Origin of the sequence: Brevundimonas sp. (assembly GCF_029946145.1) — a bacterium.
Lineage (GTDB): Bacteria > Pseudomonadota > Alphaproteobacteria > Caulobacterales > Caulobacteraceae > Brevundimonas.
Window position 1 is genome coordinate 38,355 of record NZ_JAQSDY010000025.1, and the last position, 26,237, is coordinate 64,591.

25 protein-coding genes are annotated in these 26,237 nt (G+C 69.3%); 7 read left to right on the forward strand and 18 right to left on the reverse strand.

All coding sequences use genetic code 11. From position 1 onward, the window contains the following. Positions 1 to 78 precede the first annotated feature (78 nt). Both PSV23_RS10605 and PSV23_RS10610 read left to right on the forward strand, forming a co-directional pair. On the forward strand, positions 79 to 1,200 hold the full coding sequence (locus tag PSV23_RS10605; RefSeq protein WP_300468684.1) for a beta-ketoacyl-ACP synthase III: 1,122 nt from the start codon (positions 79 to 81) through the stop codon (positions 1,198 to 1,200). Continuing rightward, on the forward strand, positions 1,197 to 1,631 hold the full coding sequence (locus PSV23_RS10610) for a hypothetical protein (RefSeq protein WP_300468686.1): 435 nt from the start codon (positions 1,197 to 1,199) through the stop codon (positions 1,629 to 1,631). The genes PSV23_RS10605 and PSV23_RS10610 overlap by 4 nt, the downstream gene beginning before the upstream one ends. On the opposite strand, the gene PSV23_RS10615 is transcribed toward PSV23_RS10610, so the two are convergent. The 9 genes from PSV23_RS10615 to petA all read right to left on the reverse strand — a co-directional run bounded on the left by PSV23_RS10615 (position 1,615) and on the right by petA (position 11,894). Then, positions 1,615 to 2,838, reverse strand: coding sequence for a M48 family metallopeptidase (locus tag PSV23_RS10615; RefSeq protein WP_300468687.1), 1,224 nt, complete (start codon positions 2,836 to 2,838; stop codon positions 1,615 to 1,617). The two genes, PSV23_RS10610 and PSV23_RS10615, sit on opposite strands and share 17 nt — an antisense overlap. Before the next feature lie 65 nt (positions 2,839 to 2,903). Continuing rightward, positions 2,904 to 4,544, reverse strand: a complete 1,641-nt coding sequence (locus PSV23_RS10620) for an SDR family oxidoreductase (protein WP_300468689.1) — start codon at positions 4,542 to 4,544, stop codon at positions 2,904 to 2,906. Continuing rightward, positions 4,541 to 4,969, reverse strand: a complete 429-nt coding sequence (locus PSV23_RS10625) for a thiol-disulfide oxidoreductase DCC family protein (protein WP_300468692.1) — start codon at positions 4,967 to 4,969, stop codon at positions 4,541 to 4,543. The genes PSV23_RS10620 and PSV23_RS10625 overlap by 4 nt, the downstream gene beginning before the upstream one ends. A 54-nt stretch (positions 4,970 to 5,023) precedes the next feature. Next, positions 5,024 to 5,413 (reverse strand): RidA family protein, encoded by a 390-nt coding sequence (locus PSV23_RS10630; protein WP_300468694.1) that lies wholly within the window; start codon positions 5,411 to 5,413, stop codon positions 5,024 to 5,026. 13 nt (positions 5,414 to 5,426) lie between these two features. Then, a complete protein-coding gene (locus tag PSV23_RS10635; RefSeq protein WP_300468696.1) occupies positions 5,427 to 7,049 on the reverse strand; it encodes a M28 family peptidase in 1,623 nt (540 codons plus the stop codon). Positions 7,050 to 7,296: 247 nt separating this feature from the next. Further along, positions 7,297 to 8,961, reverse strand: coding sequence for a M28 family metallopeptidase (locus tag PSV23_RS10640; RefSeq protein ID WP_300468698.1), 1,665 nt, complete (start codon positions 8,959 to 8,961; stop codon positions 7,297 to 7,299). A gap of 169 nt (positions 8,962 to 9,130) precedes the next feature. Continuing rightward, a complete protein-coding gene (locus tag PSV23_RS10645) occupies positions 9,131 to 10,003 on the reverse strand; it encodes a cytochrome c1 (protein WP_300468700.1) in 873 nt (290 codons plus the stop codon). 8 nt (positions 10,004 to 10,011) lie between these two features. After that, entirely contained in the window at positions 10,012 to 11,340 is a 1,329-nt protein-coding gene (locus PSV23_RS10650) for a cytochrome b N-terminal domain-containing protein (protein WP_300468702.1), read from the reverse strand. Between the two features lie 11 nt (positions 11,341 to 11,351). Further along, positions 11,352 to 11,894, reverse strand: a complete 543-nt coding sequence (gene petA, locus PSV23_RS10655; RefSeq protein ID WP_300468704.1) for a ubiquinol-cytochrome c reductase iron-sulfur subunit — start codon at positions 11,892 to 11,894, stop codon at positions 11,352 to 11,354. Between the two features lie 196 nt (positions 11,895 to 12,090). Here petA and PSV23_RS10660 point away from each other — a divergent pair, with 196 nt between their 5' ends. Beyond that, a complete protein-coding gene (locus PSV23_RS10660) occupies positions 12,091 to 12,537 on the forward strand; it encodes a tRNA (cytidine(34)-2'-O)-methyltransferase (protein ID WP_300468706.1) in 447 nt (148 codons plus the stop codon). 9 nt (positions 12,538 to 12,546) lie between these two features. Here the strand turns inward: PSV23_RS10660 and PSV23_RS10665 are convergent, their stop codons facing one another. From PSV23_RS10665 to PSV23_RS10685, 5 genes are all read right to left on the reverse strand, one after another. Further along, positions 12,547 to 13,341 carry a TlpA disulfide reductase family protein gene (locus PSV23_RS10665; RefSeq protein WP_300468708.1) on the reverse strand — a complete coding sequence of 265 codons (795 nt, stop codon included), beginning with the start codon at positions 13,339 to 13,341 and terminating at the stop codon, positions 12,547 to 12,549. Next, a complete protein-coding gene (locus tag PSV23_RS10670) occupies positions 13,338 to 13,970 on the reverse strand; it encodes a class I SAM-dependent methyltransferase (RefSeq protein WP_300468710.1) in 633 nt (210 codons plus the stop codon). The genes PSV23_RS10665 and PSV23_RS10670 overlap by 4 nt, the downstream gene beginning before the upstream one ends. A 49-nt stretch (positions 13,971 to 14,019) precedes the next feature. Continuing rightward, entirely contained in the window at positions 14,020 to 16,113 is a 2,094-nt protein-coding gene (locus tag PSV23_RS10675) for a TonB-dependent receptor (protein ID WP_300468712.1), read from the reverse strand. Positions 16,114 to 16,204: 91 nt separating this feature from the next. Beyond that, on the reverse strand, positions 16,205 to 16,585 hold the full coding sequence (locus PSV23_RS10680) for a hypothetical protein (protein WP_300468714.1): 381 nt from the start codon (positions 16,583 to 16,585) through the stop codon (positions 16,205 to 16,207). A gap of 59 nt (positions 16,586 to 16,644) precedes the next feature. Beyond that, entirely contained in the window at positions 16,645 to 17,913 is a 1,269-nt protein-coding gene (locus PSV23_RS10685) for a dipeptidase (RefSeq protein ID WP_300468716.1), read from the reverse strand. A gap of 460 nt (positions 17,914 to 18,373) precedes the next feature. Here PSV23_RS10685 and hemF point away from each other — a divergent pair, with 460 nt between their 5' ends. Beyond that, the gene (gene hemF / locus PSV23_RS10690; protein ID WP_300468719.1) at positions 18,374 to 19,267 is read left to right on the forward strand and encodes an oxygen-dependent coproporphyrinogen oxidase; all 894 of its coding nucleotides are present in this window, start codon (positions 18,374 to 18,376) and stop codon (positions 19,265 to 19,267) included. Positions 19,268 to 19,270: 3 nt separating this feature from the next. Here hemF and PSV23_RS10695 read toward each other — a convergent pair whose 3' ends face one another. Further along, positions 19,271 to 21,772, reverse strand: coding sequence for an ATP-binding protein (locus PSV23_RS10695; RefSeq protein ID WP_300468721.1), 2,502 nt, complete (start codon positions 21,770 to 21,772; stop codon positions 19,271 to 19,273). A gap of 164 nt (positions 21,773 to 21,936) precedes the next feature. Between PSV23_RS10695 and PSV23_RS10700 the strand changes: the two genes are divergently transcribed. Next, positions 21,937 to 22,239: an antibiotic biosynthesis monooxygenase gene (locus PSV23_RS10700; RefSeq protein WP_300468723.1), complete on the forward strand. Its 303-nt coding sequence runs from the start codon at positions 21,937 to 21,939 to the stop codon at positions 22,237 to 22,239. 2 nt (positions 22,240 to 22,241) lie between these two features. Here the strand turns inward: PSV23_RS10700 and rlmJ are convergent, their stop codons facing one another. Then, complete coding sequence (rlmJ, locus tag PSV23_RS10705; protein ID WP_300468725.1) at positions 22,242 to 23,060, reverse strand: 23S rRNA (adenine(2030)-N(6))-methyltransferase RlmJ; 819 nt, start codon at positions 23,058 to 23,060, stop codon at positions 22,242 to 22,244. Positions 23,061 to 23,252: 192 nt separating this feature from the next. Here rlmJ and PSV23_RS10710 point away from each other — a divergent pair, with 192 nt between their 5' ends. Then, a complete protein-coding gene (locus PSV23_RS10710) occupies positions 23,253 to 24,257 on the forward strand; it encodes a DNA topoisomerase IB (RefSeq protein WP_300468726.1) in 1,005 nt (334 codons plus the stop codon). Positions 24,258 to 24,328: 71 nt separating this feature from the next. Continuing rightward, a complete protein-coding gene (locus PSV23_RS10715; RefSeq protein WP_300468728.1) occupies positions 24,329 to 24,721 on the forward strand; it encodes a hypothetical protein in 393 nt (130 codons plus the stop codon). A 4-nt stretch (positions 24,722 to 24,725) separates the two neighbouring features. Here PSV23_RS10715 and PSV23_RS10720 read toward each other — a convergent pair whose 3' ends face one another. Both PSV23_RS10720 and tdh read right to left on the reverse strand, forming a co-directional pair. Beyond that, complete coding sequence (locus tag PSV23_RS10720) at positions 24,726 to 25,181, reverse strand: opioid growth factor receptor-related protein (protein WP_300468730.1); 456 nt, start codon at positions 25,179 to 25,181, stop codon at positions 24,726 to 24,728. Positions 25,182 to 25,192: 11 nt separating this feature from the next. Then, a complete protein-coding gene (gene tdh, locus PSV23_RS10725) occupies positions 25,193 to 26,233 on the reverse strand; it encodes an L-threonine 3-dehydrogenase (RefSeq protein ID WP_366524240.1) in 1,041 nt (346 codons plus the stop codon). Between the last annotated feature and the right edge of the window lie 4 nt (positions 26,234 to 26,237).

A 26,237-nucleotide genomic window follows, 5' to 3' on the forward strand; every position in this document is an offset into this window, starting at 1 on the left:
ACGGACCGCTCCCCAAACAGCGAGGTCCGCACGTCATCCCCGCGAAGGCGGGGAGCCGAGCGATAGGGAAAGAAGAGTTTGACCCACGCCGTCATCGCCGCCACCGGCCTGTTCACCCCCGAACAGTCGATCTCCAACGCCGAGCTGGTCGCCGCCTACAATGCCTATGCGGAACAGTTCAACGCCGACCACGCCGCCGAAATCCTCGAGGGCGACGTCGCCGAACTGACCCCTTCCTCGGTTGAGTTCATCGAGAAGGCCTCCGGCATCAAATCGCGCTACGTGCTCGACAAGACCGGCGTCCTCGACCCCGCCCGCATGGTCCCGAACATCCCCGAACGCCCCGACGATCAGCTGTCGGTCATGGCCGAAATGGCCGTCGCCGCCGCCCGTCAGGCCATCGCCGCCTGGGGCAAGCCGGTGTCGGAGATCGGCGCCGTCCTGTGCGCCGCGTCGAACATGCCCCGCCCCTATCCGGCCCTGTCGATCGAGGTGCAGCAGGCCCTGGGCATCGACGGCTTCGCCTTCGACATGAACGTGGCCTGTTCCTCGGCCACCTTCGGCATCAAGACGGCGGCGGACTTCATCGCCTCGGGCTCGGTCAAGGCCGTGCTGATGGTCAACCCCGAGGTCTGCTCGGCCCACCTGAACTTCAAGGACCGCGACAGCCACTTCATCTTCGGCGACGTGGCCACCGCCGTCATCATCGAGTCCTCGGACCAGGCCGGGCCGGGCGGCTGGGACATCCTCGGCACGCGGCTGAAGACCGTCTTCTCCAACAACATCCGCAACAATTTCGGCTTCCTCAACAACGCCGCGCCCGAAGGCATCGGCGCGCCCGACAAGCTGTTCATCCAGCAGGGCCGCAAGGTGTTCAGGGATGTGGTGCCGATGGTCTCGGACATGATCATCGACCACGCCGCCGAACTGGGCGTCGATCCCGCGACCCTGAAGCGGATGTGGCTGCACCAGGCCAATATCAACATGAACCAGTTCATCGGCCGCAAGGTGCTGGGCCGCGAGCCGACGCCGGAGGAGAACGTCATCATCCTCGACGACTACGCCAACACCTCTTCCGCCGGCTCGATCATCGCCTTCCACCTGCGCCAGCAGGACATGGCGCCGGGCGACGTCGGCCTGATCTGCAGCTTCGGCGCCGGCTATTCCGCCGGCACCGTCTTCGTCAGGAAGCGCGCATGAGCATCGACCGCAGCGATATCGGCGCCGTCGTCGACGCCATGTACGCCTGCATCTCCGGACCGGCGGGACCGCGAGACTGGGCGACCCAGCGCGAGATCTTCCATCCCGACAGCCGTCAGGCCCGCACCGGCCTCGACGCCGACGGCCGCCCGACCATGATCGTCATGGGCCGCGAGGAATACCAGGCCAACGTCACCCCCTTCTTCGAGGCCAACGGCTTCTTCGAGGTGGAGATCAGCCGCCGCATCGACGTGTTCGGGAACATGGCCCAGGTCTGGAGCGTCTACGAAGCCCGCACCGCCCCCGAGGACGCCGGGCCCGAGCGCCGCGGGATCAATTCGATCCAGCTTTGCCGGGGCCCGGACGGCCTCTGGTCCATCCTGCACATGATCTGGGACAACGAGCGTCCCGGTCTCACGGCGTCGGCCTAGCCTCGACTGCGGGCGGAGGCGCGGCGGCCGGCCCGTTGGCCGGATGCGTCGCCTTCCATTCCATCGCCCGCCGGATGCGGTTCTCGACCGAGGGGTGGTCGTAGAAGATGATCTCCTCGATCGCCGAGGGCGACGGCGCGCGATACTCCGCCGTCTTGATCAGCGCCTTCGACAGCCCGTCCGGCTCATTGGCGTGAACCAGCGAGAACTGGTCGGCGTCGGCCTCGATCACCCGGATCAGCGTTGTCTGCAGCGGGGTCGACAGCAACCCCAGCACCGCGCCGATGGCAGCCAGCACCGGCAGGCCGGCAGGGTCCGACACATCCCCCACCCGATCCGCTCCCAGCAGCCGCTTCGCCAGCGGGAACAGCCGGTCGACCAGCCAGAAGCCGATCGCCGCCAGAATGATCATGATGCCGGTCATCCACAGCGAATGCATATGGACATAGTGCCCCATCTCATGGCCCACGACGCCGCGCACCTCGGCCAGGTCCGCTCCCTTGGCGAACATGACGTCGCTCATCGCCACCCGCGCCGAGCCGAACAGCCCCGAGACATTGGCCGTATACCGGTCCGACTGTTTCGAGCCGTCGTAGATGAAGATCTTGTCGTCGGGCGTGCCCGTGCGCTGCGCCAGCTCGACCACCGAATCCCGCATCGGCCCGTCCGGCGCCGGGGTGTAGTCGTTGAACAGCGGCTCGATGAAGATCGGCGACGCCACCAGCAGCACGACGACAGCCACGGCGGTCAGACCCGCGCCCCAGGCCCACCACAGTCGGCCCGCGCGCCGGATGATGAAATACAGGGCCACGATCAGCACGCCGAAGAAGACCGTCGAGATCGCCGCGTCCAGCGCCGCCTCGCCCAACCAGCCGGCCAGGGGCTGTTGAGTCAGGCCGTACCGGGTCTCCCGCCACCAGCCCTGATAGATGGCCCAGGGCAGCATCAGCACGGTGTCCATCAGCAGCCAGACGACCCCCACCACCAGCGACACCAGCTTGGGCCGCTTGCGCCGCCGCTCCAGCCTGTCGCGGATGCCGCTCAGTATCCCCGTGCGGATGATGATCCAGGCCACGACGATGCCGACGATCGCCCCCCACAGCAGCAACCAGTGGCCGCCCCGCGTATAGGCCACGGCCCGCTCCATATCCTCGGGCGAGATGGTCGCCAGCCAGCGCGCGGTCTCGGCCGCGGGGTCGATGCTCATGATGGGTCCCTCCCTGACCCGGCCAGATGATCCGGGTCAGGGGAAGTTGTCAGCTTAAATCGCCGTCATGCGGCGCGGACCAGCCAGCCCCGATAGCGCACCAGCCGTCCGATGAGCGGCACCCAAATCTCGACGTCGAAGACAAATCGCCCCTCAGCATCGACTTCCTCGTGCGCCCGGGTCGATTGCCCCAGCGAACGCGGAAGCGGGATCAGACCCAGCCGCCACCCCTCGACGCGATAGATCAGGCGCTCGCCCTCGGGCGTGAGTCTCAGGTCCATGCTCAACGGTCCGAACCGCTCCCGCACCCGACCGCCCGCGCCTGGATGGGACAGCACGCTGGCGAAGGCGTGGCCGCCAATCCGCCGCCGCCACACAGACCGGTCGCCGTCGGCTTCGATCGCCACCTCGACCGGACAGGCCTGCCGCGCCTTCGGGAAGCCGACGATCCGGGCGACAAGCGCCGCCAGCGGCCCCGACGCGCCCTCGGTCGCGGCCTCGCCCCGCCACTGCGACCGGCCCGGCGCCTCGTGCAGAGCCCGTATCGGCGCCGGCAGGGCGTCGAACGCCGGGCCGATGGCGCGGGCGTAAATGGCCCCGCGCTCGATCACCGTCTCCGTCGCCAGCCCATGCGGCGCCATCTCGGCGACGATATCCTCCAGCGACAGCACCCCGACGCACGCCCGCGCGCCGGGCGCGATCCGCCCCGCTGCGATGGCCTTGATCGCCGCCAGCGCCGGCAGGCCGGGCGTGACCGGCCCCTCTCCGGGTTCGGCGACCAGCCGCCACACCGCGCGAACCGCCCCGCCGTGCCGGTCGACGCCGTACGCCTCCACCCGCATCGCCCCGCGGTCCGAGCCGAAGACGGACGCCCAGCGTGACAGGATCACGAGGGCCCTGGCCAGGGGGACCGGATCGAACCCGAACGCCCGCACGACGCCGCCGAGGGCCCACGCTCCCACATGCGCCGGCCAGGGCTCCAGCCCGGCCAGGAACAACCCTCGCCCCCTCGGCTGGAATCGCGCGGGAAACAGATCGAGGTCCGGCGTTTCGCACAACGACACGCGCCTGCGCCCGGCGCGTCCAAAGTCGCGCCGATACAGCCCGCTCCAGCCGCGCCGGGTGGTCCATTCGCCGCCGTCGAACACCCTCACCGGCCGTCCCAGCCACGACAGGATCGCCCGCATCACCGACAGGCCGCGCGGCGCCCGCGCGCCCGGCGAGATCGCCGCCTCGACCGAAACCACCTCGCGCCAGCCCTGGGTCAGCCGGTCGAGCACGGCGTTGGACAGGGCCGGCGTCGAGCTGCAGCCCGTCAGGGCGACCACCCCCGCCGCCCGCGCCGAGGCGTCCAGCGCCGGAAACGCCGCCACGAAACCACGGCCGTCGGCCAGATCGACACAGGACAAACCCGCCGCAATGGCCGCCCGCGCCGTCGCCGGCTCCGCGCCCTGGAACGGCCCGGCGGCGTCGGCGACGATAACCGCCCCCGTCGCGATCAGATCGCCCGGCGTCAGGGTCGCCGTGTCCAGCACCGCGACCTCGGTCCGCCCGTCCGGAAACGCCGCCCTCAGCCGCGCCGCCACGGCCTCCGCCCGCGCGCGGTCACGTCCCGCGACCACCACCTCGAACCCGTTTCTCAGCAGGCCTTCGCACAGGCGCGAGCCGAACACCCCGCCCGCCCCGATCACGAGCACCCGGGTCATGCGAGGAATCGCGCCCGGTCCTCGGGCGACGGAACCATGCAGGTCTCCGTCCGCCCGAAGATCGCGTACCGGTTTCGCGCGACCACGTCATAGACAGGGTCGCGCAGGGTCCGCGGCACGGCCTTGAGGCCCGCCAGCGTCCGCGTGCCTGACAGTTGACCCAGCACGGTCAGGGCCGCGTCGGACTTGAAGAATATCCGTCCGCCCCACACCACGGCGTTGGTCTGCGGGGCTTCCGGATCGATCCCGTGGCGGGCCGCCAGTTCCCGTCCTGCCCCGGACTGGATGGCGAGGAACCGGAACAGCCGTTCCGGATCGCGCCCGATCACGAACCGCACCCAGCGCGAGCAGAACACGCACACTCCGTCGAACAGGATCAGCCCGTCGGCTTCATCCGGGGCGGGCTGCGGCGACCAGCGGCTCATGCGGCAGACAGTGCGGCCTTCGGCGCCGGCCCGCAACGCGTCAATGGCGCACGCTCACGCCGCCGCGACCGCCTCGATCTCGACCAGCCAGGCTTCGTCGAAGAGGCCGGTGACGATCACGGTCAGGGCCGTCTGGCGTCCGCCCAGCCGCCGGATGCGAACCTCGCGGTTCTCCAGCGCATGGGCCCGGTCCGACAGGAAGGTCGTCACCTTGACCAGATTGTCCAGCGTCATGCCCGCGGCCTCCAACTGGGTCTGGACATTGTCCCAGACCTGCTCGCACTGGCCCGTGAAGTCCGGAGCCAGAGAGCCGTCAGGCGCGACCGGAATCTGGCCGGACAGGTAGAGCCACCGGGTCGCCCCGGTGACTTCCGCCGCCTGCGCATAGGCGCCCTCCGCGGGCGGCGACCCGTCTCCGGTCAGGGGGCGAATGATCGCGGTCACCGGCGTCTCCGCCCTACTGTCGCGCGGCGTCCGAGCGGGCGCGCACGACGGCGAACTCCGACGTCGGCTTCCAGCCCGGCCAGTCGCTACTGTTCGCGAGGTCGAGACCCAGGTGGTAGAACAGGGTCAGGTTCTCGACCGCCGAGGTCAGGTCCCAGTCCGCCGACCACTCGTCCGAGGCCCTGTGATAGTCGGCCGCGAATTTGGCGCGCCACGCCGCCTCGCCCGCCGCGCGTCCGCCGTCGACCCAGTCCCAGCCGTGCCACGGCATGATCGCCGGCACGCCCATGCGGGCGAACGGGAAATGGTCCGAGCGATAGTAGAACCCCTCCTCCGGCATGCCGTCGTCCGAGACATAGCGTCCCAGCGGCGCCGCCAGCGCCTGCAACCGGTCTTCAAGCTCGTTCTGCCCCTTGCCGAAGATCGGCACGTCGCGGGTCGGGCCAGACAGCGGCAGCATGTCGATATTGATGTCGGCGACCGTCGTCTCCAGCGGCCAGACCGGATTGGCGGCATAGCCATAGGCGCCCATCAGGCCCATTTCCTCGGCCGCCATGTGGGCGAAGACGATCGAACGTTTCGGCGCGGGCGCCGCCTTGATCTGGCGCGCCATCTCCAGCACGCCGATGGTGCCCGAGGCGTTGTCCCAGGCCCCGTTCCAGATCTGGTCGCCCGTCACGGTCGGATGCTGGTCGACGCCGCCGACGTGGTCCCAGTGGGCCGAATAGATGATCGTTTCCTCAGGGTGTTCCGTCCCGGGAATCCGGGCCAGCAGGTTGTGGGTCGTCAGGGTATCGATGGTCTCGGCCACATCGACCGACAGGCTGACGCCCGGCAGGGTTACGGCCTTGAACGAGCCGTCGGCGATGTTCGGCAACTGGCTGATGTCCAGGCCGGCGGCGGCGGCCCAGGCGGCGGCCGTGTCGTGCGGCATGGCGCCCGAGAACTCCAGATCGGCCGCGCCGGGCGTCAGGGTGCGGGTGCGGCCCGCGCCACGCAGGGCGCCCTGCCACATCGGCGAAGCAGCGGCCTGGGGAACCAGGGTGATGATCCCCACCGCGCCGCGGCGGAAGGCCTCGTCGGCCTTCCAGGCGCCGGACTGGTAGTTGGTCGCATATTCGCCGTTGAAGCGCTCGCCGTCGGGCTCGCCGCCGACCACCACCACCACCTTGCCGCGCACGTCGACATCGCCATAGTCGTCCCACTGGCGTTCGGGGGCATGGATGCCGTGGCCGACGAAGATGACGCCGGCATCCCGGATCGAGGCCCGGCCGTCATTGGTCACGGCGCGCAGGACGATGTCGGTTCCCGGCGTCAGGGCGTGAACCTGGCCGTCCGCGCCCTTCCAGCTGGCGGTCGCGCCGGCGACGGGGGTGTAGCGTTTCAGTTCAACGGGCTGCAGCCACTGGCCGTCCGGTCCGCCCGGCTCGAAGCCCATGGCCTCGTACTGGGCCTGCAGCCAGCCCAGCACCATCCGTTCGCCTTCGGTCCCCGGATAGCGGCCCTGGTATTCGTCGGCGCTGATGGTGCGGATGTTGTCGCTGATCCGGGCGGCCGAGAAGTCCTGGGCCGAGGCCATGCCGGCGGCCAGAAGCACGGCGGCGACGGCGACGCCGCCCATCATCTTGCGAAACATAGGTATGGGCTCCATCCCCGGATTGATGGCGCGCACTCTAGGGAGCCGTCCGGACGGCGTCCCTTAAGTTTTCGTCATGTCCTGGGGCGGCCTCTCCCTCCCCTTCATGGGGTGGAGGAAAGGTCGGCGGAGCCGACCTGACGACGATGTCGACGCGAAGCGGCGACAGGGTGGGGTACATCCGCCATTCCCCACCCGGTCGCTGCGCGACCACCCTCCCCATAAAGGGGAGGGAGAACTCGACGCCTTACCGCCGCTGGTTCGCGCTCGGAGCGCGCGCCGGGCCAAATTCCGAACCCGGCATCCATTCGGGCCAGTCGCGGCTGTTGGCCAGGTCGCGGCCGATGTTGAAGATCAGTTCCAGATCCTCGACCTGACCGCGCAGGTCCCAGTCGGCCGACCATTCGTCATCGGCCTGGTGATAGCGGCGCGCGCCGTATTCCGACCGGGCCGCGTCGCGCGCGGCGACGGGCTCGTCACGGAAGGCGCCGCCGCCGTCGACATAGGCCATGGGCACGCCGCGCTTGGCCAGGGGGAAGTGGTCCGAGCGGAAATAGCTGCCCGAGGCCGGATTGCTGTCGGGCCTGGCGGTGCGGCCCTGACGCATCGCCTCGGCGGTGACGCGGGCGTCCAGGTTCGACTGGCCCGAGCCGATGATGTCCACGTCGGCCACGCGGCCATAGACGTTCATGGCGTCGATGTTGAAGCCCGCCACGGTGGTGGCCAGCGGCCAGACCGGATTGGCGGCGTAGAATTCCGAACCCAGAAGCCCGCTCTCTTCACCGGTGAAGCTGATCATCACGATCGACCGCTCCGGGCGTGGACCGGCGGCCCAGAGGCGCGCCAGCTCCAGCAGGCCGGCGGTGCCCGTCGCATTGTCCACGGCGCCGTTGAAGATGGCGTCGCCGTTGGCGTCGGGCTCGCCCACGCCGATGTGATCCCAGTGGCCGGTGTACAGGATCGTCTCTTCCGGATGGGTCGTGCCCGGCAGGCGGGCGATGACGTTGCGGGTGGTGACCCGGCTGGTCGCCACGTCGAACATGGCGCTGAAGGTCGCGCCGGCCAGTTCGACCGGTCGGAAGTCGCGGCCCCGGGCGCTGGTCTTCAGCGCCTCAAAATCCTGACCCGCGCGGCGGAACAGGTCCACCGCGACGTCGCGCTGCATCCAGGCTTCCACCGGCACGCGCTCGGCGGCGGCGTTGGCGCGGACGATGTCGAACTGCGGACCCGACCAGCTGTTCTGGACGGTGGCCCAGCCGTACGAGGCCGGCGCCGCTTCGTGCACGATGATGACGCCGGCGGCGCCCTGGCGGGCCGCCTCCTCGTATTTGTAGGTCCAGCGGCCGTAGTAGGTCATGGCCCGGCCGTTGAAGGTGTCGAGCGCCGGCTCCTCGAAGTCGGCGTCATTGACCAGCACGACGATGACCTTGCCGCGCACGTCCACGCCCTTGAAGTCATCCCAGTTCCGCTCGGGCGCCTTGATGCCATAGCCGACGAAGACCAGCGGCTTGTCCATCAGCATGACGTGGTCGCCCGGCAGGCGGGTCGAGATCGTGATCTGCTGGCCCTGGTTCAGCGGGATCGATGCGTCGCCGACCTTGAACTGCGCCTGGACGTTGGAGGCGGTAAAGCGGTTCAGCGCCACGTCCTGGGTCCACGATCCGTTGGCGCCGCCGGGCTGGAAGCCAGCCGCCGCATACTGTTCGCTGAGGTAGCGGACGGTCATGTCCTCGGCCGGCGTGGCGATGCCGCGGCCCTGATATTCGTCGCTGGCCAGCACGCGCACATGCTCGGACAGGCGGGCCGTGTCGAAACTGGCGGCGGGCGGGGCGGCGGCCCCTCCCTCCATGGTCGCGCAGGCGGACAACAGGGCGCCGGCGGCAAGCACGGCGGCGGTCGGGAACAGACGCATGGACGGATACACCCTCGGTCGATGACAGGACGGGGCGGACCCTAGGGCGCCGTCCGAGGGCTGTCGATGCGGCCGCGCCCCGCCGGCGCCGGAGCGGGTCCTGGCGCATGAAAAACCCGCCGGAGCGCGAGGCTCCGGCGGGTCCTTCCGGTGTCGGTGTCGGCGGGCCCTAGTGGGCGACGCCCTTCCAGATCCGGCGGTAGCTCACATAGGTGATCCCCGCGAACAGGAACAGGAAGATCAGCACGCCCAGACCGGCCTGCTTGCGCTGGACCTGCTTGGGGTCCGAGGCCCAGGCGATATAGGCCGCCACGTCCCGGGCCATCTGGTCGACCGAGGCGTTGGTGCCGTCGTCATAGGTCACCTGGCCGTCCATCAACGGGTTCGGCATGGCGATGAAGCCGCCCGGCGGCACATGGGCGCCGTCGGGCATGAACGGCGTCAGGTCGCCGGCCATGTAGACGTTGTAGTATTGTCCCGGCCGGATCTGCAGGCCGGTCGGGACCGCCTCATAGCCGGTCAGCAGCGAATAGATGTAGTTCGCGCCGCCATGGCGGGCCTTGGCCATCACCGACAGATCGGGCGGCGCCGCCCCGCCGTTCGCCGCGGCCGCGGCCGTGGCGTTCGGATACGGACTGGGGAAGCGGTCGGCGGCGGTGCCGTCGCGCATCACCGGCTCGCCGGTTTCGGTATCGATGTCCGCGATCTGGACCTCTTTGGCCAGCGCCTTGACGTAGCGGTTCTCGGCCGGATTGGCCTGATGCGCGTCGAAGAAGGGCCCGCCCGGCTCGGCCAGGGTGCGGAAATGCATCAGGTTCATGCTGTGGCACGAGGAACAGACCTCGCGGTAGACCTTGTAGCCCCGTTGCAGCTGGCCCTGCTGGAAGGCGCCGAACGGACCATCGAAGCTGAAGCCGCCGTCGCGCAGCTTGTGAGCGGCGCCTGCGGCCATCGCCGGTTGGGCGACAAACGCCAGGCCGGCGGCCGCTGCGATCAGGACCAGGGTCTTCTTCATGGCGCGGATATTCGTCTGGAGGGTCATGGTCGCGATCAGCCCTTCTTCTCGGGCGAGGCCGGGGCCGCCGCCGTCATGGCGTCGCCGCCCGACAGCACCGGTTCCGAAATCGTCGCCGGAATGGATTTCGGCGTCTCGCGCAGGCCGACCAGCGGCATGATGATCAGGAAGAAGGCGAAGTAGTAGAGCGTCGCCAGGCGGGTCAGCCACAGATAGCTGTTCAGGTCGCCGTCGATCAGGATGAAGGTCTTGAAGGTGCCGATCACCGGCGCATCAGGCAGCTGCGCCCCGCACCAGCCCAGGATCAGGCCGACCGCCACGAAGATCAGGAAGAAGACCTTCATGGTCGGACGATAGCGCATCGACCGGACCTTGGACGTATCCAGCCAGGGCAGCACGAACAGCACGCCGATCGAGCCGAACATGGCCACCACGCCGCCGAACTTGTCCGGAACGGCCCGCAGGATCGCGTAGAACGGCAGCATGTACCACTCGGGCACGATGTGCGCCGGCGTCACCAGCGGGTTGGCCGGAATGTAGTTGTCGGCGTGACCCAGGGCGTTCGGCATGAAGAAGACGAACACGGCGAACAGGATCATGAACAGGATGATGGCGAAGCCGTCCTTGACCGTGAAATACGGGTGGAACGGGACCATGTCCTTCTTCTCCCGATCCTTGGGGATCAGGATGCCGACCGGGTTGTTCTGACCGGCCGCGTGCAGGGCCCACAGGTGCAGCACCACGCAGCCGGCGATGACGAACGGCAGCAGATAGTGCAGCGAGAAGAAGCGGTTCAGGGTGGCGTTGTCGATCGCCGGGCCGCCGCGCAGCCAGATCAGGACCGGCTCGCCGACGACCGGGATGGCCCCGATCAGATTGGTGATCACCTCGGCGCCCCAGTAGGACATCTGGCCCCACGGCAGGACGTAGCCCAGGAAGGCGGTGGCGATCATCAGGAAGAAGATCAGGCAGCCGACGATCCAGATCATCTCGCGCGGCGCCTTGTACGAGCCGTAGTACAGGCCGCGCAGCATGTGCAGATAGACCGCGATGAAGAACATCGAGGCCCCGTTGGCGTGGGTATAGCGGATCAGGTCGCCGCCGTTGACGTCACGCATGATGCGCTCGACCGAGGCGAAGGCCATTTCGGTGTTGGGCACATAGTGCATGGCCAGGATGACGCCCGTGGCGATCTGCACGACCAGGCAGAGGGCCAGGATGCCGCCGAAGGTCCACCAGTAGTTGAGGTTCCTCGGGGTCGGCAGCGACATGTAGTCGGCGCCGAAGCGTACGATCGGCAGCCGGGTGTCGAGCCATTTCTCGATGCCGGTCTTGGGGACGTAGGTGGATTCGTGATCGCTCATCGGTCTCGCCCTCAGCCGATCTTGATGCGGGTGTCGGAGAGGTAATCATACTCCGGCACGACGAGGTTCTTGGGCGCGGGTCCCTTACGGATGCGGCCCGAGGTGTCGTAGTGCGAGCCGTGGCAGGGGCAGAACCAGCCGCCGAAATCGCCCGAACCGAAGGTGGGGATGCAGCCCAGGTGGGTGCAGTTGCCCAGCAGGACCAGATATTGCTGGTGACCGGCCTTGATGCGGTCGCCGTCGGTCTGCGGGTCCTTCAGGGCCGACAGCGGCGTCGCCACGGCTTCCTGGATTTCCCGGGGCGTGCGGTAGCGCACGAACACCGGCTTGCCCTGCCATTTGATGACGACCTGCTGGCCTTCCTGGACCTTGCTCATGTCGAACTCGATCGACGCCAGCGCCAGGGTGTCGGCGGCGGGGTTCATCGAATTGATCAGCGGCCAGACCAGCATGGCCCCGGCGCCGACGGCGGCCGCACCGGCCGCGATGTGGATGAAGTCCCGGCGGGAGGCGTCGCCGCCTTCACCGTTCTCAGTCACGACCGATTCGGCCACGTCTTACTCCTCGTGCGCCGTGATCCGCGCCCGGAAAGGGGTGCGGCGGGGACGGCATGGATGCTTTAGCGGCTTCCCTTCGGTCTGGCCCGGCCCGGCGTTGCGGCTCATCGCCGCAAACTGGACCGCCTCCTTGAGAAACAGTCGCAATTCGAGCCGCGACAGACCCCCAGGCCGCGCGTATGAGGGCCTTAGAATGCGTCTCGCCCTTTTTCAACCAGCCATTCCGCAGAACGTGGGCGCCTGCATCCGTCTGGGCGCCTGTTTCGGCGTGGAATTGCACGTCATCGAGCCGACCGGCTTCCGTTTCGACGACCGGGCGATGAAGCGCGCGGCGCTGGACTACGGCCCTCTGGGCCACATGACGCGGCACGCCGGCTGGGACGCGTTCCAGCGCGATCGCGGCCCCGGCCGCCTGGTCCTGTTCACGACGCAGGGGGCGGCGCCCCTGAACGATTTCGCCTTCCAGCCCGACGACACCCTGCTGTTCGGCAGCGAACCCTCGGGCGCCCCGGACCATGTGCACGCGGCGGCCGACGCGCGCGTGGTGATTCCCATCCAGCCCGGGGCCCGCTCGCTGAACCTGTCGGTCAGCGCCGGCATCGCCCTGTGGGAAGGGCTGCGCCAGACCGCGACCGCCTGAAACAGCCCGTCATCGCAGGCGCGCGATCCCGGCGTCGATCTGTTCCGGCGCGATCTCGCCGACATGAGCCCTGGCCAGCCGGCCGTCCGGACCGAGGAACAGGGTGACGGGCAATCCCGCCGTGCCGTAGTGGCGCGGCACGGCCATGGCCGGATCCAGCAGCACATTGTCGACCTCCAGCCCGGCCTCTTCCAGCCAGCCGGCGACCTTCGCCGGTCCCTCGCCCTGGTTGACGAATAGGAAGCGGACGTCCGGATGGGCGTCCTGCGCCCGCGCCAGCGCCGGCATCTCGCGACGACACGGCGGGCACCAACTGGCCCACAGATTGATGACGGTCGGACGCCCGTCGACGGTTGCCAGATTCACCGCCCCGCCCTCCAGACGGGCCAGGGTCATCGACGGCGCCGCGACCGGCTCCGTGCCCGACGTCAGCCGCTCCGTCGCGGTCCAGGCCAGGGCGCAGGCGATCACCGGCGCCGCCGCCCACAGCATCAGCCGCCGCTCGCGCAGCATGACGACCGCGGCCACGGCGACCGGCAGCAGCGCCCAGGGCCAGATGAATCCGCCCTGCCACACCGCCGCCGCCCTCAGCGGGTCGTCGGCGAAATAGCTCCAGTGGGTGATCACATGGGCCAGCCGCGCCGCGCCCAGCCCGCCCAGCGCCGCCGCCGTGCTCCATCCATTGAAGCGCGGGCTGACCCGGCTCGCCAGCACGCCTGTCCCCAGCAGGAAGACGGCCACGCCGACGATGATGGCGAATCGTTCGCCCGACAGGACCAGCGGCCCCAGTTCGATCGCGTTCATCCCGCCGTCGGCTTTCGCTTCATCGCCACCAGGTCGATCAGGGCGGACGGACCGACGTGGCCCGACCCCTCCGCGATATCCGCGTCATAGCTGGCCAGGGAAACCACCTCCATGTCGGCGAAGGCGTCGCGCAGCAGGGCCTCGGTGTAGAGGTTCTCCACCTGCCCCGGCCCGCCCGTGCCATAGGCCAGCTGTTCCGGCCGATAGCCCTCGAGCAGCAGCAGGCCGCCCGGCTTCAGCGCCTGCTTCATCCGGGCGAACAGCCGGTCGCGCATGTCGGGCGGCGCGAACTGGATGAAGACGCCGACCACCACGTCGAACGCCTCCACCGGCCAGTCCCACGTCTCAAGGTCGGCCAGCCGGGCGTCGACCTCGACTCCGTGACGGGCGGCCAGAGCCCGCGCCTTGGCCACCGCCCGCGGCGAGATGTCGGTGCTGGTCACCGTCAGCCCCTGGCGAGCCAGCCAGACGCCGTTGCGGCCCTCGCCGTCCGCCACCGCCAGCGCCGTCATGCCCGGCCGCAGCCGGTCCGCCTGTCGCGGCAGAAAGGCGTTCGGCTGCTCGCCGAACAGATAGGATTCGTCGCCATAGCGGCCGTCCCAGAAGGCGCGGGCCTGTTCGGGGGTCATGATTGTCCTTTCCGGATCGAGCGGCGCCGGTCGCCGCGGTCTCGCACGCTCATCGCAAGGCCGCCTTCAGCGTCACGAACGCCCCGCGTCCGGCGCCGGGCAGGCGCTCGCCCAGGGCGACGTCGGAGTCCGCCACCCGGTTCCGTCCCGCCAGATGGGCGCGATAGTCGCGGTCGAACAGGTTTTCCACGCCAGCCTCCAGTTGCAGACCCGACCGCGGACGCCACTCGCCGCGCAGGTTGACCAGGGCATGGCCGCCGCTCGGCGTCTCGTCGTTGCCCGCCGAGACATGGGTCTGGCGCAGCGTTCCCGCCACCTCGGCCCCGACGGACCAGTCCGTCTCGTCCCAGGTCGCGGCCAGCCGCAGGGTCGGCGGGGCGATCCGGTACAGGTCGTCGCTCACGTCCCGGCGCTTGCCGCGCACGAGGCTGGCGACCCCGTCGAGGCGCAGGCGGTCGGTGACCTGCAGGCCGAAGTCCATGTCGAAGCCGTACAGCGCCGCATCGACATTGGCGAAGCGCAGCGGCGTGGGGTCCCCGCTCATGGCCGCGACCATCTCGAGCCGCGTGTCGGCCACGCCCGGGGTGGCGTCGAACGGCACGCCCTGGATGTAGTCGTCGACCCGGCGATAGTAGATCGTCGGACGGGCCCAGGCCGCCCCCCGCAGCCAGTCGAACCCGCCCTCGACGATCCACGCCGTCTCGGGTCGAAGGGTCCGGTCCCCGACGTAGATGTTGCCGTCCGCCAGGCCGCCGCTCGCCTCGGTCGGCATCCACGAGAACCGCTCGACCGCATTCGGCGCGCGCGTCTTGCGCGCCAGGGTCAGGCGCGGGGTGAAATCGCCGAGGTCGCGCCAGAAGCGGGCGGCCAGGTCCGCGGTCCCGCCGCCCCAGTCCCGGTCGCCGGCGTTGAAGGCGGCCGCCAGAAGGGTCGGTCCCGCGGGCACGGCGGATCCCGTCCAGGCTTCGCCGGCCGAGGCCCGGTGCGCGTCCGCCCTTACGCCCAGTTCCGCCTCCACGCCCCTGACGGCGCCGCGCCACTCCAGGTGGCCGCCGAGGCGGGACACCTCGATCCCGGGCAGGGAGCCGACCACGAAATCGGGGTTGTCCGGATGGGTGATGACCACGGACTTGTCTGCCTGTTCAAAGTCCGCGCCGACGCTCAGGCTGCGCGTGGGAGACCCGAAGACCAGCCGCGCCTCCCCGACCACGGTCTCGGCGTCGGCCAGCGACAGCCGGCGCATCGAGGCCATGGCCGGCGCCGGGCGCAGGCTGAAATTGTCCATCCCGTGCTCGACCCGGACATGGCCCAGCGACGCCTCCAGCCGCACCGTCGACTCCGCCGGGCTGGCGAAGCTCAGGCGGGCGAAGTCGGTGTCGAAATAAAGGATGTCCAGGGCGAACGGCGGCGTCCCGGTCGGGCCGGTCTCCTGCGCCCGCAGGTCCAGCCCCAGTTCGTCGTGCGCGCCGCGCCAGCCGGCCGAGAGCCCCCAGGTGTCCCGCCGGAAGCCGCTGTCGCGGACCACGCCGCCCGGGAAGCGCATGTCGCCGCCGGTCTCCCGGGCGCCCAGCAGGTTCACGCGGAAGCGTTCGCTGGCCATCCCGGCCACGCCGCCGAAGCTGCGGCTGTCGTCGACCGAACGATAGCCGGCGGTCAGGTCATACGCGGGCGCGAACGCCGCCCCCTCGCCGAAGCCGACCTCCTTCAGCCGCGCGTTGACGCCGCCGGCCAGGGCCGGGCCGTTGCGCACCGGGCTGATCCCGCGGTCGACCTCGACGCTGGCGACCAGCGGCATCGGCGCATAGTGCAGCGGCGGGTCCATGGCGTTGGGTCCGCCGCTGTGGAAGCGCTGGCTGTTGACGCGGGTCAGAACCCGCTCGCCGAACAGGCCCCGGTACTGGACCTGGCCGGACAGGCCGCCGTTGTCGATCAGGGCCGCGCCGGGCAGGCGGGCGACAAGACCGGCGCTGTCGGGCGCCGCCGCGGCCAGGCCCTCGGGCCGGATGGCGTGGATCGCTGTGTCGGTGCGAACGCCGGTGACGATAATCTCGTCGAGCAGGGCGGCGTCCTGCGCATGGGCGGGAACGGCGGCCATCAGGGGCGCGCCAAGCAGCAAGGCGCAGGCCCCGGGGGTCATTCTCATGGTTCTGGACTCGATCTGAAGGTCGCCGGTCTGGCGACAGAAGGCGCCGCGCATCCGTCAACGACGGGGCGGCCCGGCAGGGGTGCAGGCTTCAGATCGACAGGGGTGGCGCGCGCGCCGGCGGAGGTGGTCCTTCGGAACGGTCGGCCGCCGGCGGGTCGCGAAGGACGGACGCGGACTCGCGGACGATGGCCATGACCACGGGCCGCGGCAGCGGCGGCGGATCGGCCGGACCCGCGACCGATCCCGTCGCGGCGAAGGCGCAAACCGGCGCCGGGCCCGCGGGCCCCTCGTCGTCAGGCCCGCCGCCGGCCCCGGCCGGCGCGGCCGGGCCGCAGATCACGAGATGGAAGCTGTCGCCGCCCGGGTCCGGCATATAGCCGGCGGGAATCAGGGCCCGCAGGGTGAACGTGAACAGCAGGGCGAGCAGCGTCGCCGCGAATCCTGCTGTATGGCGTCCCCCGGAATACATGCCTCGCCATCGCCGCCCGGCTACGGCGAGGCAACGTGGCAGGTCGTCGCGCGCCCGCCCTAGTCGGGCGCGCCGTCCGCGGGCAGGGCGGCCAGATTCGGCCGCTCGCCCTTCCTGCTCTCCGCCACCGCCTCGACCGCGCGCATAACGCGCAGGGCGTTCTCGCCCGCCAGCTTGCGGATGTCGGCCTCGGTCCAGCCGTTGGCCATCAGGGCCGCCAGCAGGCGGGGATAGCCGTCCACGCCTTCCAGCCCGACGGGCAGGGCGTCCACCCCGTCGAAGTCGCCGCCCAGGCCGACGTGATCGATCCCGGCCACGTCACGGACATGCTGGATGTGGGCCACCACGTCGGCGATCGTGGCCACCGGGATCGGATGCGCCACCTGCCAGGCCGTCAGACCCGCCGCCGCCGCCGCCGGATCGCCGGGGTTCAGCGACTTCAGCCGCGCGTCTTCGGCTGAGCGGGCGCTGTTCCACGCCCGCACCGTCTCCGAGATGAAGCCCGGCACGAAGGTGACCATCACCACCCCGCCGTCCTCCGACATCAGCCGCAGCACGCTGTCGGGCACATTGCGCGGATGGGCCGTCACCGCCCGCGCCGAGGAGTGGGAGAAGATCACCGGGGCGTCGGACACCCGCATGGCGTCCAGCATCGTCTCTTCGGACACGTGGCTCAGGTCGACCATCATCCCCAGCCGGTTCATCTCCTTCACCACCTCCTCGCCGAAGGGTGACAGGCCGCCCCATTTCGGCGCGTCGGTGGCGCTGTCGGCCCATGAGGTCGTCTTGCTGTGGGTCAGGGTGATGTAGCGCGCGCCGGCGTCGAAGAACTCGCGCAGCAGGCCCAGGGAATCGTCGATCGAATAGCCGCCTTCCATGCCGATCAGGCTGGCGATCCTGCCGCGGCGGTGGATGCGCTCGACGTCGGCGGCGGTCGTGGCCAGTTCGAACGCGTCGGGATGGGCCGCGACCAGACGCTTGACCGTGTCGATCTGCTCGAAGGTGGCCACGGCCGCATCCGGCGGGGTCATCGAGGCCGGGACATAGACCGACCAGAATTGCCCGCCGACGCCGCCCGCCCGCAGGCGCGGGATATCGGTATGCAGACCCGTCGAGGCATCGAGATTGGCTGTCAGATCGACCGCGTAGGGATCATTGCCGTGGCTCTGACGCAGCGCCCACGGCAGGTCGTTGTGTCCGTCGATCAAGGGCGTGCGCTCCAGAATGCGCCGCGCCCTCGCCTCCCCCGCGACGTCCGGCGCCTGGGCCAGAACCGGCCCCGCCATCAGAACGGCGGCAACAGTGGTCAGAAGGACGGTGCGGATCATGACGGGGCTCTCCGGAACAGCGACGCCGGACAGTGGCAGACGGGGCGAGCTTGGCAAGCGCTGCTCTCTCCCGTCGGCAGCGGGCGACGCCCCGCCGTCTCCTCCCCACATCGTGGGGAGGGGGACCGCCCGCGCGACCCGGCGCGGGGGGTGGAGGGGCGACTCGATGTGAGAGGATCGGCGATCCACCGGAGCCGCCGGCGTCGCCCCCTCCGTCTCGTCGGCTCCGCCTCCGATCCACCTCCCCATCTGCGCCGGGGAGGAGACATCACGCCCACGCCGTCCGTGCATCCCCGCGAAGGCGGGGATGCACGGTGATTATCGGCGCCAGGAGTTCGCTGTGAAACAGACGATCTACCGCTGTTAAACAGCTGATATCGCGGCGCTTACCCACCACAGTAGCGTCATTTGCCAGCCGTATGTCTTCTCCCCTGCGGGCAGACCCGGTACAGGACCCCGCATGACCGACGACACCGCCCCCTCGCTGGATCAACGCAAGGCCGAGACCCGCGCCTGGTTCGAGACGCTGCGCGACCGCATCCACGCCGGTTTCGAGGCGCTGGAGGACGCGGCTCCCGCCGACCTCTTCCCCGGCGAACCCGGCCGCTTCGTCCGCACGCCCTGGGCCAGAGTCCAGGAAGATGGGCCCGAAGGCGGCGGCGGCGTCATGGGCATGATGCACGGGCGGCTGTTCGAGAAGGTCGGAGTCCACGTCTCGACCGTCCACGGAACCTTCCCCGCCGACTATGCGAAAACGGTGCCCGGCGCGGCCGAGGATCCCCGCTTCTTCGCCACGGGCATCAGCCTGATCGCCCATCCGGTCAGTCCGCGCGTGCCGGCGGTGCATATGAACACCCGCTTCATCGCCACGACAAAGGCCTGGTTCGGCGGCGGCGGCGATCTGACGCCCGTGCTGGACGTCGACCGCCGCGCGGACGCCCCCGACACCCTCGCCTTCCACGCCGCCATGAAGGCCGCCTGCGACGCCCACCATCCGGACTGGCACGCCCGCTTCAAACCGTGGTGCGACGAATATTTCTGGCTGCCGCACCGCAACGAGCCGCGGGGCACGGGCGGCATCTTCTACGACCACCACGACAGCGGCGACTATCAACGCGACTTCGCCTTCACCCGTGACGTCGGGGCCCGCTTCCTCGAGGCCTATTCCGCCATCGTCGCGGGCCGGATGGCCGAACCCTGGACGGCCGAAGAGCGTGAGGAACAGCTGATCCGGCGCGGCCGCTATGTCGAGTTCAACCTGCTCTACGACCGCGGCACGATGTTCGGCCTCAAGACCGGGGGCAATGTCGAATCGATCCTCAGCTCGATGCCGCCCGTGGTGAAATGGCCCTAGGGCTCAAGCCGCCTCGCGGTGCGTCCCGCCGTCGAGCGCCGAGGCGATGGCGTCGAACAGGCTGACCAGGGTCACCGGCTTGGTCAGGTGGCCGTCGGCCCCCGCGGCGCGGCCGGACGCCACGTGTTCGGCCATGGCGTTGGCGGTCAGCATCACGATCGGCGTCCGCGTCAGGCCCCGCTCCGCTTCCAGGGCGCGGATCGCGCGCGTCGCCGTCAGCCCGTCCATGACCGGCATCTGCATGTCCATCAGGACGAGATCGAACTCGCCGGCGGCGAATACCTGCACCGCCTGCTGTCCATCCTCGACCGCCGTCAATTGCATCGCCGTGGCGGCCAGCATGATCTCGACCACCTTGCGGTTGGCCGGGTGATCGTCGGCCAGCAGGATGCGCAGCGGCGTGGTGGTGATGTCCCTCGCGGCGATCGGTTCCACCCCGCTCGCGATCCCGCTGACCCGCGGCATCGGAATCTCGAACCAGAAGGTCGAGCCCGTGCCCGGCGTGCTGTCGCAGTCCAGCGCCGTTCCGCCCATCAGTTCGACCAGGGCGTTCGAGATGGTCAGCCCCAGGCCGGTGCCGCCGTAGCGGCGCGTGATCGAGCCGTCGGCCTGCTGGAAGCGGCGGAAGATGCGGCCCTTCTGATCGGGATCGAAGCCCACGCCCGTGTCGGTGACCCGGAAGACGGCCCGCCCGTCCGGCGTCGACATCACCGACAGTCGCACAGAGCCCGAGGAGGTGAATTTCAGCGCATTGCTGACCAGGTTGGTCAGCACCTGCCGCAGGCGCACCGTGTCGCCGAGGACCAGGCCGGCCAGCGCCTCGTCGAACTCGACCACCATGGCCACGCCCTGGTCCTCGGCCTTGACCCGCCACAGGGCGGCGACGTCTTTGACCGACTGCTCCAGATCGAAAGGCGCCGGCTCGAACGTCAGCTGGCCCGACTCGATCTTGGCGCTGTCGAGAATGTCGGACAGCAGCCGCTCCAGCGTCGCCCCGGACGACCGGATCAGGTCGACCATCTCGTGTTCTTCCGGCTCCAATTCACGGCGCGCCAGGGTGTCGGCCATCGACACCACCCCGTTCAGGGGCGTGCGGATCTCGTGGCTCATATTGGCCAGGAATTCGCTCTTGGCCCGGTTCGCCTCTTCCGCCCGGCGCTGGGCCACGCGCAGACGCCGGCCCTGCCGGGACTGCCAGATCAGGGTGGCTCCGGCGAACAGCAGGAAGATCACGCCGATGCCGATGATCGCGCGCTGCAGGCCGGTATTGGACCGCGCCGTCTCCAGCTGGCGCCGGCGCTCGGCCAGCTGCTGCTGCATATCGCCCGTCACCTGGTGAATACCGGCGCTGTAGCTGCGGGCCGCGGCGATTTCGCTCTCCAGCATATGCGTTCTCAGCATGCGGAACGCCGCCTCGTGCCGGCCTTCCGCGAACAGCACCTCGGCCTCCACGTGGTCGACCTCGGACTGGATGCCCGTCTCGACTTCAAGCCGGCGCAGTGCGTCCACGTCGCGACGGGCGCCCGCGATCTGCCCGGTCCGGGCCCGGGCGATCGCCCGCAGAGGCAAGGCGTCCGCCGCCACGAACGCGGCTTCGCCGAGAGATTCGCCGTACGGCTCAAGACAGGCCAGGACCGCGTGGGGCTCGTTTCGCGCGTTGGCGACCGTGGCGCAGAGGCTGGCGTCATACACCGACAGCGTCGTCAGTCCCGCCCGCTGGGTCAATCGGTGATGCGCGGCGAAAAACCGGGCCGCGCGATCTCCGTCGCCGACCTTCACCGCCATCATGGCCAGGTTGTACAGGCTGTCAAAATCCGGACGGGGGTAGGCAGGATTGGAGTAGTCGATCTCGAATTTGCGGAACGCATCCGCCGCCCCCGTGACATCATTGAGCTGCTTCAGCCCCATGCCCGTCACTTCCCAGATCCCGGCCTGGGCCGTCGCGGCGAAGGGATCGTTCTCCGGAATATTGGCCTGCGCCTGGGCCAGCATTTCCAGCCCCTCCCCGACCTTGCCCTCGTCGATAAGGGCCAGGGCCGTCAGACGGGCGGCGTGGGTGCTGACAAACCAGTCCTCGCCCGTTTCCGCCGTCCTACGCATCTCGGCCGTAACGCTGGCGTCGCCCTGATCATAGCGGATGGCCAGGGCGTTGAGGCGGGCGATGTCCTGGTACCGGTCGTCGCCCTGACGCTGCGCCGCTTCGGTCAGCCGACGGTTCCAGAGGGAGGCCTTGTCGAAGTCGCCCTGGTTCAGGATCGTCCAGGTCACGTGGTAGAGCCGGTTCAGCCCTTCACGGTCGGTCCGGCGCATGGCGGCCTGGCCGAACCGGTCCAGCGCCGCGAAGTCAGTGGATCCGGCCCGCGCCTCTACGAATCGGGCCAGCCGCAGGGCGTCGTCGGGCGCGGCCTGGGTTGTCGACACGGCCGGCTGGGCCAGCACGGCTGGCGCGCCGCCCGAAACGACGGCTGCGGCCAGAAGCGCGACAACGACACGGATAGGCAACATACAAATTCCGACTGCGTCCCCCTTCGTCGCACGGCATGTGTTGAGCAAGGTTTAGCGAACGACGATTCAGCCAGGACGCGCTGTCGCGGGCCGCTCGCCGCGCCCCGAATGGCCCCGGACCGAGACCGTGAGACTCTTCGCTCGCGATCCGCTAGACGCCCGCCATGTCCGACAAAGATCCCGTGGTTCTGATCAACGTCTATCGCTGCGAGCCGGCGAAGATGGACGTGCTGATGGAGCTGCTGACCGTCATGGTCCGCACCCAGAGAGGAGCCCAAGGTTTCCTGTCCGCCACTCTGCACCGCGGTCTGAACGGCAAGGTGGCGGCTGTGCACGCCGTCTGGCGGACCCGCGAGGACTGGAAGGCCATGACCCGCCTGCCGGCGGTCAACGCGGCCATGGAGCCGGTCATGGCCATCGCGACCTTCGAGCCTCACCTGTACGAGGCGGGCGAAGTCTTCGAATAGACTCAGGTGAACCAGACGTCGGCCCTGGCCCCGGCCTCGCCCAAGGTCTTCACGACCCAGCCACAAACCTCGCGCGCCGCTGCCTCGGCTCCGGCCGGAGGGTTCAGGATCACCACCGCGCAGCCGTTCATCCGCATCGGATCGGTCAGCGGGCGCAGGCGCGCCTCGGCCACCAGCACGCGCTGGGCTCCCGCCTGGTCGAGGCGGCGCAGGAAGCCGTCAAAGGTCTCCAGATCCTTCAGCGGCGTCCAGATCGCCACCGTGGCCCGGGCGTCGGCGCGGACGATGGCGGCGCCCGTGTCGGCGGCGCGGAGATAGTCGTCGGGCTTCTCGAACGGCGGATCGATCAGCACCAGCGGCCCGGTCGCCTCGGCCGCCCAGGCCCGCGCCTGGTCATAGCCGTCCCCGCCCTCGGCCGCCGCTTCGGGGAAGGGCTCCAGCGCCGCGATCAGCAGGTCCAGCACCGGCGGGTTCAGTTCGAAACCGACATAGCGGTCGTCGTCCCTCAGCATCCGGGCGACCAGCAGGGGCGAGCCGGGATAGAGGGCCGCTCCGCCCTGCGGGTTCAGCCGCGCCACCGCGGCGGCCAGGGCCTCGATCAGGGGTGGCCGCCCCTCGGCCGCCATCAATCGGGCGATCCCGGCCTCGGCCTCCTTCGAGCGAGCCGCGTCGCCGGTCAGGTCGTAGAGACCCGCGCCGGCATGGGTGTCGATGACCGTCAGGGGGCCGTCGGCCTGTCCCCGTTCGAGCAGCCACAACAGCAGGGCGTGCTTGACCAGATCGGCGAAATTTCCGGCGTGAAAGCTGTGGCGGTAGTTCATGGGGCCTCCGTCCTCCGCTTGGCCGCCGCGGTCAAGGGCGGGCGGGAACCGTCCGCGCCCGTCCGTCGTTCGGCGACGCGACCCGGAGTGAAGAATGATCGCCCATCCCGTCCTGTCCGACCGCCGACGCAAGCCGCCCCGGGCCGCGGCCGGGGGCGTCTGCAGGGGGCTCGACCCGCGCGAGGTCGAGGCGTGACCGCCACCGATGCGACGCGCGAGATTCCGCGAGGCCTGACCTGGTGTAGCGACGAACATCCGGGCATCCGGCGCACTGCTTCGGGCAAGGGTTTCAGCTATCATGACGCCAGCGGCGTGCTGATCCGTGACAAGCCGACCCTTGCGCGTCTTCGAGCCCTCGCCATTCCCCCGGCCTGGACCGACGTCTGGATCTGCCCGCGCGCCTCGGGCCACATCCAGGCCATGGGGCGGGACGCAAAGGGCCGCAAACAGTACCGCTATCATGAGGGTTGGAGCAGCCACGCGTCCGAGACCAAGTTCGAACGCCTCCCGGTTTTCGCCAGGGTCTTGCCGCGGCTGCGCAAGCGGGTCGAGTCCGACCTGAACAGGCGCGGCGTGTCGCGGGACAAGGTGCTGGCCACCGCCGTCCGGCTGCTGGAGATCACCCTGATCCGGGTCGGCAACGCCCAGTACGCCAGACAGAACCGCTCCTATGGCCTGACCACGCTGAACAAGCGGCATCTCGACGTCGACGGCCACGCCCTGACCTTCGCCTTCAAGGGCAAGAGCGGGGTTGAGCATGAGGTGAAGGTGCGGGACCGCCGCCTCGCGACCGTGGTGCGGTCGCTGCGGGAGCTGCCGGGCCAGCAGCTGTTCAAATACCGCGACGCCGACGGCCAGCTGGGCGCAATCACTTCGGACGACGTGAACGCCTATATCCGGGAGGCCATGGGGGACCAGTTTTCGGCCAAGGATTTTCGCACCTGGGCCGGCACCGTCTCGGCCGCCCGGGCGCTGCGAGAGATGGAGCCGCCTGCTTCTCCGACCGAGGCGAAGCTCAAGGTCACCGTCTGCGTGAAGGCGGTCGCGGGTCTGCTGGGCAATACGCCGACGGTGTGCCGGTCGTCCTATGTCCATCCGAAGGTGTTCGAGCTGTTCGAGAGCGGTGAACTGGCCGGCAACCTGCCCGGATCTGACGCCGCGGGGTTTGAAAAGGCCTTGATCAAGACATTGACCTGACGACGTTGTAACTAGGATTCGGGGAAAACGGCGGTTTATGAAACCGCCCTTTGTCGGAGGGATCCAGGCTAATGTCAGTTTCGAATAATTTTCTGCGCCTCGGCGTATTGTCGGCCCTGGTCGGCATGTCGCTCGGCGTCTGGATGGGCGCGAACCAGGACTTCGTGCTGAGGCCGGTGCACGCCCACATCAACCTGATCGGCTTTGCGTCCATGATGCTGTTCGGCCTGTTCTACCGGTCGTTCCCGGCGGCGGCGCAGGGCTGGTTGCCCAAGGTGCATTTCGTCCTGTCTGTGCTGGGCTTCCTGATTCTGATGCCGTGTCTGAGCCTGATGCTGCTCGGCAGGCCGGTTTTCATGCCGGCGATGATCGCCTCGGAGATCATGCTGGTCACGTCGATGCTTCTGTTCGTCATCATCGTCTTCATGGCGACTCTGAGGAAGGGCGAGCCGGCAGCCGCCTGACGCTTCAGGCCGTCATCCAGTAGCCGCGGCTGCGGGCGCTCACCGGCGCCCGGGTCGTCTCGACCCGCGACAGGATCGCGGCCTTGAAGGCGTCCGCCTCATTGTCGCCGACCAGCAGCCTCAGCGACCGGATGATCCGGGTGATCCGCAGGTGGTTGTGGTCGTTGGGCATCAGCCAGTCGTGGGTGGCGCGGTAGAAGGCGTCCATCCGGTCCGTCGCGGCGGCGAGGGCGATCTGGGCCATGCCCGACTCCCTGATCGTCTCGACGTCGGCGTCGGTCAGCACGGGCGCATCCGGCACGGCCCGCGAAGGCTCCCGCAGCGGGAAAAGCCACTGGATGAAGTCGTGGTGGCTCTCCAGCGCGGCGTTGTCCATGGCCAGGACGTCGAACAGGGTTCGGCCTCGCGCGTCCCGACCCTCGCCTTCCAGAAAGGCCGTGATGACGCCGGGGGCGGACATGGGTTGGAGCCCTAAGCCGCCTTGTCCCAGTTCAGAACCACCTTGCCGGACTGGCCCGAACGCATGGCCTCGAAGCCCTCCTCGAAGCGTTCGTAGCTCATCTGGTGCGTGATCAGCGGGGTCAGGTCCAGGCCGGCCTTGAGCAGGCCCAGCATCTTGCGCCAGGTGGTGAACATCTCGCGGCCGTAGACGCCCTTGATGGTCAGGGCCTTGAGGATGATGGCGCCCCAGTCGGTTTCCATCGGCCTGGACGGAATGCCCAGCATGGCCATGCCGCCGCCCATGATGAGGGTGTCGACGCACTGTTTGAAGGCGATCGGCGAGCCCGACATCTCCAGCGCAACGTCGAAGCCGACCTTGAGACCCAGCTCGTGCATGACGTCGTGCAGGTCCTCCCGTGTCGTGTTCACCGTCCGCACGCCCGGCGCGACCTTCTGCGCCAGTTCCAGGCGGAAGTCGTTGATGTCGGTCAGAACGACGGTGCGGGCGCCGGCGTGGCGGGCGACGGCGGCGGCCATCATGCCGATGGGGCCGGCCCCGGTGACCAGCACATCCTCGCCCAGCAGGTCGAACTGCTGCGCCGTGTGCACGGCGTTGCCGAACGGATCGAGGATGGCGCCGATCTCGAAAGGCACGTCGTCGGGCAGTTCGATCACATTGAAGGCCGGTGCGACGACGAACTCGGCGAAGGCGCCCTGGCGGTTCACGCCAATGCCGCGGGTGTCAGGGTCGAGGTGGAAGTGACCGGCCCGGGCCGCTTCCGAGTTCAGGTCGATGACGTGACCTTCGGCCGAGACCCGCTGACCAAGCTTGAGGCGGCGGTCGACATCCTTGCCGATGGCGACGATCTCGCCCGAGAATTCATGGCCGGTGATCATCGGCACGGGCACGTTCTTCTGGCTCCACTCGTCCCAGTTCCAGATGTGGATGTCGGTGCCGCAGACGGCCGTGCGCCTGACCCGGATCAGTACGTCCTCATCGCCCGCGACGGGGATCGGGGCGTCGATCAGTTCGAGGCCGACGCCGGGCTTCGTCTTGGCCAGGGCCTTCATGGTG

Excerpts from the sequence above, each read along its gene's own strand:
- PSV23_RS10610 (WP_300468686.1), top strand. The coding sequence starts at position 1,197 with ATGAGCATCGACCGCAGCGATATCGGCGCCGTCGTCGACGCCATGTAC.
- PSV23_RS10715 (WP_300468728.1), top strand. The coding sequence starts at position 24,329 with ATGTCAGTTTCGAATAATTTTCTGCGCCTCGGCGTATTGTCGGCCCTG.
- PSV23_RS10695 (WP_300468721.1), bottom strand. The coding sequence starts at position 21,772 with ATGTTGCCTATCCGTGTCGTTGTCGCGCTTCTGGCCGCAGCCGTCGTT.
- PSV23_RS10680 (WP_300468714.1), bottom strand. The coding sequence starts at position 16,585 with ATGTATTCCGGGGGACGCCATACAGCAGGATTCGCGGCGACGCTGCTC.
- hemF (WP_300468719.1), top strand. The coding sequence starts at position 18,374 with ATGACCGACGACACCGCCCCCTCGCTGGATCAACGCAAGGCCGAGACC.
- PSV23_RS10650 (WP_300468702.1), bottom strand. The coding sequence starts at position 11,340 with ATGAGCGATCACGAATCCACCTACGTCCCCAAGACCGGCATCGAGAAA.
- PSV23_RS10660 (WP_300468706.1), top strand. The coding sequence starts at position 12,091 with ATGCGTCTCGCCCTTTTTCAACCAGCCATTCCGCAGAACGTGGGCGCC.
- PSV23_RS10620 (WP_300468689.1), bottom strand. The coding sequence starts at position 4,544 with ATGACCCGGGTGCTCGTGATCGGGGCGGGCGGGGTGTTCGGCTCGCGC.
- PSV23_RS10625 (WP_300468692.1), bottom strand. The coding sequence starts at position 4,969 with ATGAGCCGCTGGTCGCCGCAGCCCGCCCCGGATGAAGCCGACGGGCTG.
- PSV23_RS10615 (WP_300468687.1), bottom strand. The coding sequence starts at position 2,838 with ATGAGCATCGACCCCGCGGCCGAGACCGCGCGCTGGCTGGCGACCATC.
- PSV23_RS10700 (WP_300468723.1), top strand. The coding sequence starts at position 21,937 with ATGTCCGACAAAGATCCCGTGGTTCTGATCAACGTCTATCGCTGCGAG.
- PSV23_RS10645 (WP_300468700.1), bottom strand. The coding sequence starts at position 10,003 with ATGACCCTCCAGACGAATATCCGCGCCATGAAGAAGACCCTGGTCCTG.
- PSV23_RS10665 (WP_300468708.1), bottom strand. The coding sequence starts at position 13,341 with ATGAACGCGATCGAACTGGGGCCGCTGGTCCTGTCGGGCGAACGATTC.
- PSV23_RS10675 (WP_300468712.1), bottom strand. The coding sequence starts at position 16,113 with ATGAGAATGACCCCCGGGGCCTGCGCCTTGCTGCTTGGCGCGCCCCTG.
- PSV23_RS10640 (WP_300468698.1), bottom strand. The coding sequence starts at position 8,961 with ATGCGTCTGTTCCCGACCGCCGCCGTGCTTGCCGCCGGCGCCCTGTTG.
- tdh (WP_366524240.1), bottom strand. The coding sequence starts at position 26,233 with ATGAAGGCCCTGGCCAAGACGAAGCCCGGCGTCGGCCTCGAACTGATC.
- PSV23_RS10685 (WP_300468716.1), bottom strand. The coding sequence starts at position 17,913 with ATGATCCGCACCGTCCTTCTGACCACTGTTGCCGCCGTTCTGATGGCG.
- rlmJ (WP_300468725.1), bottom strand. The coding sequence starts at position 23,060 with ATGAACTACCGCCACAGCTTTCACGCCGGAAATTTCGCCGATCTGGTC.
- PSV23_RS10670 (WP_300468710.1), bottom strand. The coding sequence starts at position 13,970 with ATGACCCCCGAACAGGCCCGCGCCTTCTGGGACGGCCGCTATGGCGAC.
- PSV23_RS10635 (WP_300468696.1), bottom strand. The coding sequence starts at position 7,049 with ATGTTTCGCAAGATGATGGGCGGCGTCGCCGTCGCCGCCGTGCTTCTG.
- PSV23_RS10720 (WP_300468730.1), bottom strand. The coding sequence starts at position 25,181 with ATGTCCGCCCCCGGCGTCATCACGGCCTTTCTGGAAGGCGAGGGTCGG.